The sequence below is a fragment of the Massilia cavernae genome (assembly GCF_003590855.1).
Classification (GTDB): domain Bacteria; phylum Pseudomonadota; class Gammaproteobacteria; order Burkholderiales; family Burkholderiaceae_D; genus Telluria_A; species Telluria_A cavernae.
In genome coordinates, this window is sequence record NZ_QYUP01000121.1 from 25,583 (window position 1) to 37,794 (window position 12,212).

The 12,212-nt window shown below is 63.4% G+C and carries 9 protein-coding genes and 2 pseudogenes; 8 read left to right on the forward strand and 3 right to left on the reverse strand.

From position 1 onward, the window contains the following. Positions 1–55: 55 nt before the first annotated feature. Entirely contained in the window at positions 56–1,468 is a 1,413-nt protein-coding gene (gene tnpC / locus D3872_RS15100) for an IS66 family transposase (protein WP_119809239.1), read from the forward strand. A 32-nt stretch (positions 1,469–1,500) separates the two neighbouring features. After that, on the forward strand, positions 1,501–1,764 hold the full coding sequence (locus D3872_RS15105; RefSeq protein WP_119809238.1) for a hypothetical protein: 264 nt from the start codon (positions 1,501–1,503) through the stop codon (positions 1,762–1,764). 9 nt (positions 1,765–1,773) lie between these two features. Here the strand turns inward: D3872_RS15105 and D3872_RS15110 are convergent. Beyond that, positions 1,774–2,448: pseudogene (locus D3872_RS15110) on the reverse strand (IS630 family transposase); the annotation flags it as partial. Positions 2,449–2,833: 385 nt separating this feature from the next. Between D3872_RS15110 and D3872_RS15115 the strand changes: the two are divergent. The 4 genes from D3872_RS15115 to D3872_RS15130 are packed head-to-tail and all read left to right on the forward strand — an operon-like array spanning position 2,834 to position 8,499. Further along, positions 2,834–4,402, forward strand: a complete 1,569-nt coding sequence (locus D3872_RS15115; protein WP_119811578.1) for a DUF1800 domain-containing protein — start codon at positions 2,834–2,836, stop codon at positions 4,400–4,402. Positions 4,403–4,411: 9 nt separating this feature from the next. Further along, complete coding sequence (locus tag D3872_RS15120; protein WP_119811579.1) at positions 4,412–5,317, forward strand: DUF1501 domain-containing protein; 906 nt, start codon at positions 4,412–4,414, stop codon at positions 5,315–5,317. Positions 5,318–5,374: 57 nt separating this feature from the next. Further along, the gene (locus D3872_RS15125) at positions 5,375–7,090 is read left to right on the forward strand and encodes a DUF1800 domain-containing protein (RefSeq protein WP_119811580.1); all 1,716 of its coding nucleotides are present in this window, start codon (positions 5,375–5,377) and stop codon (positions 7,088–7,090) included. An 8-nt stretch (positions 7,091–7,098) separates the two neighbouring features. Next, complete coding sequence (locus D3872_RS15130; RefSeq protein WP_119811581.1) at positions 7,099–8,499, forward strand: DUF1501 domain-containing protein; 1,401 nt, start codon at positions 7,099–7,101, stop codon at positions 8,497–8,499. Between the two features lie 60 nt (positions 8,500–8,559). On the opposite strand, the gene D3872_RS15135 is transcribed toward D3872_RS15130, so the two are convergent. Further along, positions 8,560–9,714: an EAL and HDOD domain-containing protein gene (locus D3872_RS15135; RefSeq protein WP_229459343.1), complete on the reverse strand. Its 1,155-nt coding sequence runs from the start codon at positions 9,712–9,714 to the stop codon at positions 8,560–8,562. 123 nt (positions 9,715–9,837) lie between these two features. On the opposite strand from D3872_RS15135, the gene tnpC (D3872_RS15140) reads away from it, so the two are divergent. Both tnpC (D3872_RS15140) and D3872_RS15145 read left to right on the forward strand, forming a co-directional pair. Continuing rightward, positions 9,838–11,250, forward strand: a complete 1,413-nt coding sequence (gene tnpC / locus D3872_RS15140) for an IS66 family transposase (protein WP_119811618.1) — start codon at positions 9,838–9,840, stop codon at positions 11,248–11,250. Positions 11,251–11,282: 32 nt separating this feature from the next. Further along, entirely contained in the window at positions 11,283–11,543 is a 261-nt protein-coding gene (locus tag D3872_RS15145) for a hypothetical protein (RefSeq protein ID WP_119808949.1), read from the forward strand. A 76-nt stretch (positions 11,544–11,619) separates the two neighbouring features. On the opposite strand, the pseudogene D3872_RS15150 reads toward D3872_RS15145, so the two are convergent. Continuing rightward, positions 11,620–11,949 (reverse strand): annotated as a pseudogene (locus D3872_RS15150) (protein phosphatase CheZ); the annotation flags it as partial. Positions 11,950–12,212: the final 263 nt, after the last annotated feature.

Genomic DNA, 12,212 nt, shown 5'->3' on the forward strand with positions numbered 1-12,212 from the left:
ATGACCGAAGCAATCAGCGGTTGTAAACTTTGTACAGTTGCCGCATCATGTTGTCATGCCACCGAAACCGCCCCGTCCCGACCTCACGCAGTTGTCCCATCAGGACAAGGACAGACTCATCGACGCGCTGTTTTCGCGCTTGGATGCGGTCGAAGCAAAGCTGGGCATGAACAGCCAGAATTCGAGCAAGCCACCATCCTCGGATGGACTGGCCAAGAAGCAGAAGACCAGTTCCTTGCGCGGCAAGTCGGGCAAGGCGGTTGGCGGCCAGCCGGGCCATAAAGGCAGTACCCTCAAGCGGGTGGCCGAGCCCACCAGCACGAAGGATCATCCTCCGCCGTCGCATTGCAACCGCTGCCACAGTGCGCTGGCGCTCGAACAGGCGCACGTGCTGGAGCGCCGTCAGGTATTCGATGTGCCGACGATGTGTTTCGAGGTGGTGGAACACCGTGTCTACACGGTGGTCTGCGCCTGCGGTCAGCGGCACGACAGCGTCTTCCCCGCTGCGGTCGGCGACCTCGCGCAATACGGCCCGAACGTGCGCGCACTGGGGGTGCATCTGACCCAGGGCCAGATGCTGCCATATGCCCGCGCCGCCGAGTTGATTGGCGAGATGACGGGCTTGTCTGTGTCGCCGGCAACCCTGCTTGCCTGGGTTGGCGAAGCGAGCCTGGCCCTGCAGGGCACAGCCGACCTGATAGCGCGGCAATTGCACCACGCGCCAGTGCTGTGCGCCGACGAATCGGGCTTGCGCGTCGACGGCAAACTGCACTGGATGCATGTGGCGGCCACGGCGGAACTGACCTGGTATGGCATGCACGCAAAGCGCGGCTTGGACGCCATCGTCGCGCATGGCATTCTCCCCAAACGCATCGGCGTTCTGGTGCATGATTGCTGGGCCCCATACTGGAAACTCGACGATGGCCTGCATGCCTTGTGCAATGCCCATCTCCTTCGAGAACTGGTGTATGCGCAGGAAGTGACTGGCCAGCAATGGCCGACCGCCATGACGGAACTGCTGCTCAACGCCCAACGACTGAGCGCGGCGGCGCGACAGCAGGGCCGGCCATTTGATGCCGATGCCATCGCCGCCTTCACCACCGTCTACAACGACATCGTGCGCCAAGGCGAACAACTGAACCCTCCCCAACTCAAGCCCGACGGAAAATCCGGTCGCTGCAAACAGTCCGACGCCCACAACCTGCTGCGCCGCTTCCGGCTGCACGCCGACGCCATCTTGCGCTTCATCGCCGATCCGACCGTTCCGTTCTCCAACAATATTGCCGAACGGGCCGTCCGCATGCCCAAGGTCAAGCAAAAAATATCGGGCTGCTTCCGCACCATTGCTGGCGCCGACAATTTCTGCATCATTCGCTCCTGCCTCGACACGCTACGCAAACAGGGATACAGCATGTTGGAAGTGCTGCGCCGCGCATTTGCTGGCGATCCGATCATGCCAGCTGCGTAGCGGCCGAACAGTCAGCAATCGCAATCAATCCCATGGCCAAACCGAAGCGCAAACTGACCGCCGCCCAGAAGAGGGAGAAGGCGCAGTTCATGACTATCTTCATCAACGGAAAACAAAAGCGCGTGCGTCGTCCGGTCCTGATCGACGGCCTGCATTCCGATGAGTTCTACTTGCGAAATGCAGACTCGATCGCGCTGCATCAAGACGGGCTGTGGGAATGCATTGCGGAGGCCGAACCAGGCGACATCGCTTTCACCGATGCGAATGACGCGGATTGCTTTGGTCATTCAGGCTGAACAGTTACCATGAATCATGAATCGAATATCGCCACGTGGGCTCACGGCAGAAATCATGTTGAAGGAAAAGCGACGCCCGGTCACGGTGACCACGGGCGTTTCACCAATCGGTGCCCAAGTCGTGCCAGTGTGGTAGTCGGATCGAATACCAGCCTCGTCGGCGAAATAGATCGTGGCGCCAGCAGCCTGCGCTTCCGCTTTGATGGCCGGATAGGTTTCGCTTTCCCACTGTTTGACCAGCACGGGATCTTGCTGCCACGCTTGATAAAGCGGCTTCTGAGTCGAGAAGCCGAGCAACTTCATGACGCGCCTAACGGATTCGAGCGACAAGGATTTGCCGAACTCGCGGTTGATCAATTCGCGCAACAGCGACAAGGTCCACAGGCCAAATTCAAACTTGAACTGTTGGGGAGTATTGTCCTTTACCGCCTGCGCGATCCAGCGCATTTCTTCGGCACTGACCTTCGGCGGACGACCTGGGATCGGTTTGGCCAGAAGGGCATTCTGACCACCCTCGGCGAACTTCGCGAGCCAGCGGAATATCGTCGTGACGTTCATGCCGAATGCGGCAGCCACGCTCGCCACTGGTTGCCCATCACGCACCGCCTTGATGGCTTGTTGGCGCATTACTTGAAGCGCGTGATGGTCAAGTTTGCGGCCGTCAGAAGTTCGTTTGCATTTCATGCCAACATTATATTACAAACTAACTTTACTTTCTAGAAGGTTAGTATAGCAACCTCACAACAAGTCTCCCAACAAGCAACCACGCGCGCGTCATCCCATTGGCGTGGCGGTGCATGAAAGAGCGGGCGCGAGTCCCGTGCCAACAAATCACTGGCCCAGGGGCTGCACGGTCGTGCAGCCCTACCTCGTCCGCCCGTGCGAGACATTTCCAAGCGCCCAGAGGCGCAAGCTGGAAACCGATATCGAGCGCTATCGATGGCGGAGTCCCTCACGAAAAAGTTCCAATATTTTTGTACCAGTTTATTTACAAACTGCCCGTTGGAGGCTTGCCGAAACTCTAATACCATCGCGATAAATTTGCTCAAGTCCACTGTTTGGGATCGCCATGGTCAATGGTTTTTCTCCCGCTTCCACCGCTGCGCGGATATCGCCCGAACAGGCGTCGCGCTTCCTTTCACAAGCCTCGATGGGCGCCACCCGCGCACAGATCGCGCGCGTGCAGGCCCTCGGATACTCAGGCTGGCTGGACGAACAGTTCGCCATGCCGCCCTCGTCCACCCGCTGGGACTGGCTGGTGGAAGCGGGCTTCGCTACCCCCGCCTTCAAGAAGGGCGAACGCGGCGCCGACGCCGCGATCTGGCGCAAGCTGTTGGCCTCGCCTGACACCCTGCGCCAGCGCGTGACCCTGGCCCTGTCCGAAATCCTGGTCACCTCGGTGTCCGGTTTCCGTGGCGGCTGGAAGGCCTTCACGGCGGCCGCCTACCTCGACATGCTCGAATCCGAAGCTTTCGGCAACTACCGCAGGCTGCTCGAAAAGGTATCGACCAGCGCGGCGATGGGCGAATACCTGACCTTCCGCGGCAACACGAAATTCAATGCCAACACCGGCGCCATGCCCGACGAGAACTATGCGCGCGAACTGCTGCAACTGTTCTCCATCGGCCTGCTGGCCCTGGAAGCTGACGGCACGCCGAAGATGGAGGGCGGCGTCCCGCTGGAAACCTACGGCCAGGACGACATCGGCGGCCTGGCCCGCGTGTTCACCGGCTGGAACTACGACTTTGCCGCCAGCGACAACACCACACCGGACTTCAAGCGCCGTCCAATGGCCAACTTCCCGCGCCGCCACGAGCGCGGCAGCAATGCATTCCTGGGCAGCACCATTCCGGCCAACCTGGGCGGCGAGGAGAGCCTGCGCCGTGCCCTCGACATCATCTTCGCCCACCCGAACGTCGCGCCCTTCATCGGCCGTCAGTTGATCCAGCGCCTGGTGTGCAGCAACCCGAGCCCGGCCTATGTGGCGCGGGTCGCCCGCACTTTCAACGACGACGGCGCCGGCGCCGGCGTCAAGGGCAACCTGAAAGCGGTCGTCCGCGCCATTCTGCTCGATGACGAAGCCCGTTCGCCATCGCGCCTGGACGACCCGGCCTTCGGCAAGCAGCGCGAACCGATCCTGCGCATGAGCGCATGGGCGCGCGCCTTCGACGCCGATTCGGCAAGCGGCGCCTGGAAGGTCGGCAACACCTCCAATCCGGCTACCCGCCTCGGTCAGAGCCCGCTGCGCTCGCCAAGCGTGTTCAACTTCTTCCGTCCCGGCTACGTGCCGCCGAACAGCGCGATCGCCGGCGCAGGCCTGGTGGCGCCGGAGTTCCAGTCCACCAACGAATCGAGCGTGGTCGGCTATGTCAACTTCATGCAGCGCGCGGTGAGCCGCGGTTTCGGCGACGTGCGAGCAGACTATTCTTCGCTGTTGCCACTGGCCGACGATGCCGGTGCACTGCTGAACGAGCTGAACCTGGTGCTGGCCGCCGGCCAGCTGTCGGCGCCAACGGTGGCGCTGCTGGAACGCGCTGTCGGCAGCATGCCGGCACGTTCCGACCCGGCGCGCCTGAAACGCATCCATGCGGCCCTGACGCTGGTGCTTGCGGCGCCTGAGTTCATCATCCAGAAATAAGGAGGCGCCATGCCAAAGCTCGATCTGTCGGCCTCGCGCCGTGCTTTCCTGAAACGCGCCTCGGCCCTGTCGGCCGCAGGCATCGCCGCGCCATGGGCGCTGAACCTCGGCGCCATGGCCGAAGCGTCAGCGGCAACCGCCACCGACTACAAAGCACTGGTCTGCGTGTTCCTTTACGGCGGCAATGACTACGCCAACACCCTGGTGCCCTTCGACACTGCCAGCCACGCCGCCTACCAGCAGATGCGGCCGTCCTTCGCCTATGGCCGCGAGCGCCTCGCCGCTACCGCGCTGAACCCGGTGCACGCCCCGCTCGACAGCGCCGGCTTCGCCCACCAGTGCGCGCTGGCGCCCGAGCTTGCGCCGCTGCTGCCCTTGTTTAACGCCGAAAAGCTTGCCGTCATGCTCAACGTCGGCACGCTGGTGCAGCCGACGACCAAGCAGCAGTACGCCAGCAAGTCGGTGCGCCTACCGCCCAAGCTGTTCTCGCACAACGACCAGCAGTCGGTGTGGCAGTCGTCGATGCCGGAGGGCGCCACCTCGGGATGGGGCGGCCGCATGGGCGACCTGTTTGAAAGTGGCAACGGCAATGCCACCTTCACCTGCGTGAACGTGTCCGGCAACGCAGTCTTCATGTCCGGAAAATCGGCGGTGCAGTACCAGGTATCGCCGAACGGCTCGGTGCCAGTTGCCGGCCTGAAAGCGCCGCTGTTCGGATCCGCCGCCTGCAGCGATGCGCTGCGTGCCCTGATTACCCAGCAGCGCCCCCACCTGCTGGAAAACGAATACACCCGCGTCACCCGGCGCGCGATCGAGGCCGACGCGGTGCTGACCCGCGCGCTCGGCGCGGCGCCCGCGCTGCTCACGCCTTTCTCCGGATTCTTTCCAATTCTTACAACTTGTCGATTGGAATGAAACCTGAACTCCACTAAGATCGCGTAAACACTTGCTCATATCCAACTTCAGGATGCCATGGCAGACCACGAACTAACGATCGACTCCACTGGGGAACAGGACCGCGAAAGCGGTGGATCAACGCTGGCTGTGGCGGTGCCCGCCCTGTTGCTGGCTGCCTGTGGCGGCGGCTCGGGCGCCCCGGCGCCATCCCCTGCCCCCGCACCTGCGCCGGGCCCGGCGCCTGTCCCGCCACCTGTCCCGTCCGGTCCGTCCGCCGTCGAAGCATCCCGCTTCCTGGCCCAGGCCTCGATGGGCGCCACCCGCGAACAGATCGCGCGCGTGCAGGCGGTCGGCTACGCAGGCTGGCTCGACGAACAATTCGCGATGGCGCCCTCGTCCACGCGCTGGGACTTTCTGGTGGCCAGGGGACTGAACACCGTCGCCAACAAGAACGGCGAAGCCGGCGCGGATGCGGCGGTCTGGCGCAAGCTGCTGACCTCACCCGATACCCTGCGCCAGCGGGTCACGCTGGCGCTGTCGGAAATCATCGTGACCTCGGTCTCCGGATTCAGCGGCGGCTGGAAGGCCTTCTCGGCCGCCGCCTTCCTCGACCTGCTCGAAGCCGACGCCTTCGGCAATTACCGCATCCTGCTCGAAAAAGTCTCGACCAGCGCGCCGATGGGCGAATACCTCACCTTCCGCGGCAGCGTCAAATTCAACGCCACCACCGGCGCCCTGCCGGACGAGAATTACGCGCGCGAACTGCTGCAGCTGTTCACCATCGGCCTGGTCGCCCTGAACCTCGACGGCACCCCGAAACTCGCCGGCGGCCAGCAGCAGGAAACCTACGGCCAGGACGACATCGCCGGCTTGGCGCGGGTGTTTACCGGCTGGAACTACGACCTGGCCGGAGGTAATACCGATACGCCGGACTTCAAGCGGAGGCCGATGGTCGTCACCGCCGCCCGCCACGAGACCGGCGCCAAGGCTTTCCTGGGCACGACCATCCCGGCCGGCACCAGCGCCGACGAGAGCCTGCGGCGCGCGCTCGACGTGATCTTCGCGCATCCCAACACCGCGCCTTTCATCGGCCGCCAGCTAATCATGCGCCTGGTCTGCAGCAATCCAAGCCCGGCCTACGTGACGCGCATCGCGACGGTATTCAACAACGACGGCACCGGCATCAAGGGCAACCTGAAGGCCGTCGTCAAGGCGATCCTGCTGGACGATGAAGCACGCGCCGCCGCGCGCATCGCCGACCCGGCCTTCGGCAAGCAGCGCGAGCCCATCCTGCGTCTTGCAGCCTGGGCACGCGCCTTCAAGGCGGACTCGCCGAGCAACGCCTGGGCGGTCGGCAACACCTCCGATCCCGCCACCCGCCTCGGGCAAAGCCCGCTGCGCTCCGCCAGCGTGTTCAATTTCTTCCGGCCCGGCTATGTACCGCCCAACAGCGCGATCGGCAGCGCCGGCATGGTTGCGCCCGAATTCCAGATCACCAATGAATCGAGTGTGGTCGGCTACGTCAATTTCATGCAAACGGTGGTCAGAAGCGGCATCGGCGACGTCAAGGCCGACTACACGGCACTGATGCCGCTGGCCGATACCGCGCAGGCGCTGCTCGACGAGCTGAACCTCGTGCTCGCCGCCGGCCAGTTGTCCGCGGCCACCATGTCGCTGCTGAAGGGTGCGCTCGACAGCATGCCTTCCGGGACTGACGCCGCGCGCCAGAACCGCATCCACACGGCGCTGACGCTGATGCTGGCCGCGCCCGAATTCATCATCCAGAAATAGGAGGCGCCATGCCCAGCAATCCCGACATGCCGGCCTCGCGCCGCGCCTTCCTGAAACGCGCTTCCGCACTGTCGCTGGCCGGCATCGCCTCGCCGTGGGCGCTCAACCTCGCCGCGATGGCGGAGGCATCCGCGGCCACCGCCGGCGACTACAAGGCCCTGGTCTGCGTGTTCCTGTACGGCGGCAACGACTACGCCAACACGGTCGTACCCTACGACCTAAGCAGCCACACTGCGTACCAGCAGATGCGGCCATCCTTCGCGTACAGCCGCGACAGCCTGGCCGCGACGGTGCTGAACGCGGCCAATACTTCGGTCGACCGCAACGACTACCTGCACCAGTACGCGCTGGCGCCCGAACTGGCGCCGCTGCTGCCGCTGTTCGACGCGGAGAAACTGGCCGTCATGCTCAACGTCGGCACGCTGGTCCAGCCCACCACCAAGCTGCAGTACACCAACAAGTCGGTCAAGCTGCCGCCCAAGCTGTTCTCGCACAACGACCAGCAATCGGTGTGGCAATCCTCGTCGCCGGAAGGCGCCACCTCGGGCTGGGGCGGGCGCATGGGCGACCTGTTCGAAAGCGGCAACGGCAATTCCACTTTCACTTGCGTCAACGTGTCGGGCAATGCGGTGTTCATGTCCGGCAAATCGGCGGTGCAGTACCAGGTCTCGACCAGCGGCTCGGTGCCGTTGGCAGGCCTGAAGAGCCCGCTGTTCGGCTCCGCCACGGCCAGCGAAGCGCTGCGCGCGCTGATCACCCAGCCGCGCACCCACCTGCTGGAAAACGAATACACCCGCGTCACCAAACGCTCGATCGACGCCAACTCGGTGCTGACCAGCGCGCTCGACGCGGCGCCGGTGCTGGCGACGCCTTTCGCCGCCGGCAACAACCTCGCGGCCCAGCTCAAGATGGTGGCGCGCATGATCTCGGCCGCGCCCGCGCTGGGCGCGAAGCGGCAGGTGTTCTTCGTATCGATGGGCGGCTTCGACACCCATGACGACATGCTGGGCACCCATCCGGGCCTGCTGGCCGGGGTCAGTTCGGCGCTGTCCTCGTTCTACGCGTCGACCGTCGAACTTGGCTTGGCCGACAAGGTGACGGCTTTCACGGCATCCGACTTCGGCCGCACCATGAGCGGCAATAACGACGGCTCCGACCACGGCTGGGGCAGCATGCACTTCGTGCTTGGCGGCGCGGTGGCGGGCAAAAAGCTGTATGGCACAGCGCCGGTGGTGGCGAATGGCGGGCCGGACGACGTCGGCCAGGGACGGCTGTTGCCGACCACTTCAGTCGACCAGTTCGCGGCGACACTGGGCAAGTGGCTGGGCGTGTCGGACAGCGAATTGCTGTCGATGCTGCCCGGGCTGGCGAACTTCAACGCCAGCGCGCGCAATATCGGGTTTGTGTAGGCTTTGACCGAACGTGTGAAAAAAAACCGGAGCGTGCTCCGGTTTTTTCTGCTTCAAACTTCAGGCCGTGACGTTCTGCGCCCAGGCCAGCGCCTGCAAGTGCATCCTGTTCACATCCTCCGGGCTGATGTCCAGCGACGACGCCAGCGACGCCACCAGGTTCGAATTCAGCTCGCAGGCCTCGGCCAGCGCCAGGTAAGGCCCGTAGGAGCCGCCACGCGTCAGCAGCGCGCGCACCACTTCGTCCGGCAGCGGAATGGTGTCGAGCACTTCCTTCATCGGCAGGCCCAGCAGGCGGTCAAGCAACGAGAACATGCCGCACACGAACAGGTTTTCGCCCTCCCCGCGCGGCATGAACTTTTGTCCCAGCAGCTCGGCCAGGCGGCCGCGGATGACAGCGGTTTCCATCAGCACCGGCGAGTAGCCGCTGGAGCTCGCGGTGGCCAGCAGCAGGGTCAGCCAGCGGTACAGCGGCGCATAGCCGAGCATCGTGATGGCCTGGCGCAGCGACTGGATCTCGCGGCCGGAACCGAAGCCGGCGGTGTTAATGAAGCGCAGCAGCTTGTACGACAATGCCGGGTCGCGCTTGAGTACGCCTTCGATCCTGGGAATGTCTTCGTTGTTCTGCACCATCGTCATCAGCTGCAGGATGATGGTCTGGGCCGGGTTCATGCCCTTGACAGGGTTGCCCGGGCGCGGGGTCAGGTGCAGCTTGCCGACGAAGGCGTCGAGGCCGAGCGCGGCGCAGGCGTCGAAATCGGCCCAGGTGGTCACCGGGCGGCCCACCATGCGCACCGATGCCTGCTTCAGCGCGGCGTAGGTGCGCGCCTGCGCGGCCACGTCGGCGCCGGAGAAGCGCACTTCGACGTAGGAGGCGCTGCGGCCGATGTGCTTGCCGAGCTGGGCGACGTCGCCCTCGCGCACCGAGATGCCGACTCCGCCCGCGCGCAGGCCCTGGACCGCAGCCAGCGTGTCCGGGTCGGACAGGTCGCCCGCCCTCAGCGTCAGCACCGTGCGTTCCGGCGGCAAGTCGTGCAGCGCGTCGGTCGACAGCATGGCCGGCACGGCGTCGAGGAACAGAACCTTGTCGCGCAGCAGCCAGCCGCGCTCTTCGTCATTGACATTCCCGGCAACGAAACCGACCAGGGCTTCCATGTCGGCGTCGGTGGCAAGCTGTCCCGCATGCTGCTGCCACGACAATTCATAGCCGATCACGCGCTGCTTCGGATCGAGCAGCGGTTCGCGAACGATAAAGTTTGTTTGATGGTAACTATTCAGCCTGAATGAACACGGCAATGAGCAGTTGTAAACTATTGGCTATTGCCGCATCATGTCGGCATGCCACCGAAACCGCCTCGTCCCGACCTCACGCAGCTGTCCGATACCGACAAGGATCGTCTCATCGACGTGCTCTTTGCACGCATGGATGCGCTTGAGGCAAAGCTGGGAATGAACAGCCAGAATTCGAGCAAGCCACCATCCTCGGATGGACTGGCCAAGAAGCAGAAGACTAGCTCGTTGCGCGGCAAGTCTGGCAAGGCGGTTGGCGGCCAACCGGGCCATAAAGGCAGTACACTCAAGCGGGTGGCCGAGCCCACCAGTACGAAGGATTATCCGCCGCCGTCGCATTGCAACCGCTGCCACAGTGCGCTGGCGCTCGAACAGGCGCAGGTGCTGGAGCGCCGCCAGGTATTCGATGTGCCTGCGATGAGCTTCGAGGTGGTGGAACACCGTGTCTACACGGTGGTCTGCGCCTGCGGTCAGCGGCACGACAGCGTATTCCCGGCTGCGGTCGGCGACCTTGCGCAATACGGCCCGAACGTGCGCGCACTGGGCGTGCATCTGACCCAGGGCCAGATGCTGCCATATGCCCGCGCCGCCGAGTTGATTGGCGAGATGACGGGCTTGTCTGTGTCGCCAGCAACCCTGCTTGCCTGGGTTGGCGAAGCGAGCCTGGCCCTGCAGGGTACAGCCGACCTGATAGCGCGGCAATTGCACCACGCGCCAGTGCTGTGCGCCGACGAATCGGGCTTGCGCGTGGATGGCAAACTGCACTGGATGCATGTGGCGGCCACGGCGGAACTGACCTGGTATGGCATGCACGCAAAGCGCGGCCTGGATGCCATCGTCGCGCATGGCATTCTCCCCAAACGCATCGGCGTTCTGGTGCATGATTGCTGGGCCCCTTACTGGAAACTCGACGATGGCCTGCATGCCTTGTGCAATGCCCATCTCCTTCGAGAACTGGTGTATGCGCAGGAAGTGACTGGCCAGCAATGGCCGACCGCCATGACGGAACTGCTGCTCAACGCCCAACGACTGAGCGCGGCGGCGCGACAGCAGGGCCGGCCATTTGATGCCGATGCCATCGCCGCCTTCACCATCGTCTACAACGACATCGTGCGCCAAGGGGAGCAATTGAACCCTCCCCAACTCAAACCAGACGGATCATCCGGTCGCTGCAAGCAATCCGACGCCTATAACTTGCTGCGCCGCTTCCGGCTGCACGCCGATGCTATCTTGCGCTTCATCGCCGATCCGACCGTCCCGTTCTCCAACAATATTGCCGAGCGGGCCGTCCGCATGCCCAAGGTCAAACAAAAAATATCGGGATGCTTCCGCACCATTGCCGGCGCCGACAATTTCTGCATCATTCGCTCCTGCCTCGACACGCTACGCAAACAGGGGCACAGCATGCTGGAAGTGCTACGCCGCGCATTTACTGGCGATCCGATCATGCCAGCTGCGTAGCGGCCGAACAGTTAACAATCGCATTCAATACCATGGCCCCGAAGCGCAAACTGACCGTCGCCCAGAAGAGGGAGAAGGCACAGTTCATGACTATCTTCATCAACGGAAAACAAAGGCGGGTACGTCGTCCGGTCCTGATCGATGGCCTGGATCCCGATGAGTTCTACTTGCGAAATGCCGATTCGATCGCGCTGCATCAAGACGGCCTGTGGGAATGCATAGCTGAGGCCGAACAAGGCGACATCGCGTTCACCGATGCGGATGACGCGGATTGCTTTGGCCATTCAGGCTGAACAGTTACGTTTGATGCATGGTTTGCCTTGCCAGTGATGCTAGTGGTCGGCCGGCGGACTCGCGTCCGACGCGCGCTTAGAAGCCCAGGCTGTCCAGCAGGTCGTCGACCTGGCCCTGGTTAGACACCACGTCCTGGCCGGTCGGGTTGATCTGCGGACCGTTGATCAGGCCGTTGTCGAACTCGCGCTTGACTTCGGTCGGTGCAAAATCGACCAGCAGCTGCACCAGCTGCTGTTCCAGGTTCTGGGCGATGGAAGTCACGCGCGTGATCACCTGCCCGGTCAGGTCCTGGAAGTCCTGCGCCATCATGATGTCCATCAGGTGGCCCTTGGTGGCGCCTGCCGCCAGCTTCGACTGTTCCAGCTGGGCGATGGTCTGGCTGGCCAGCGCGCGCCATTGTGGGTCGCCGCCGGGACAGCGCACAACGTGATCATCACGATGTCTACCAGTTTGTGCAGCTTGTTGCGGGTCTCCCTGCGAGGATCGGGAAGGTCAGCAAAGAAGGGGTGAGGATTCGGGAGCATCGGCAAGTCTCAAAAGTAAACTTGCTGTTTACACCATCCAGAAATAGTTTACAAGGACTTCGAAGCGCGATTGCCCTGAGGCGCACGGCCAGGCTATTGCCCCATTTCGCAACTTGCATCATGCGCTCCTTGATATACGGATGC

Bases quoted from the DNA above. Each gene is read 5' to 3' on its own strand.
- tnpC (WP_119809239.1), top strand. From the start codon at position 56: ATGCCACCGAAACCGCCCCGTCCCGACCTCACGCAGTTGTCCCATCAG.
- D3872_RS15105 (WP_119809238.1), top strand. From the start codon at position 1,501: ATGGCCAAACCGAAGCGCAAACTGACCGCCGCCCAGAAGAGGGAGAAG.
- D3872_RS15115 (WP_119811578.1), top strand. From the start codon at position 2,834: ATGGTCAATGGTTTTTCTCCCGCTTCCACCGCTGCGCGGATATCGCCC.
- D3872_RS15120 (WP_119811579.1), top strand. From the start codon at position 4,412: ATGCCAAAGCTCGATCTGTCGGCCTCGCGCCGTGCTTTCCTGAAACGC.
- D3872_RS15125 (WP_119811580.1), top strand. From the start codon at position 5,375: ATGGCAGACCACGAACTAACGATCGACTCCACTGGGGAACAGGACCGC.
- D3872_RS15130 (WP_119811581.1), top strand. From the start codon at position 7,099: ATGCCCAGCAATCCCGACATGCCGGCCTCGCGCCGCGCCTTCCTGAAA.
- tnpC (WP_119811618.1), top strand. From the start codon at position 9,838: ATGCCACCGAAACCGCCTCGTCCCGACCTCACGCAGCTGTCCGATACC.
- D3872_RS15145 (WP_119808949.1), top strand. From the start codon at position 11,283: ATGGCCCCGAAGCGCAAACTGACCGTCGCCCAGAAGAGGGAGAAGGCA.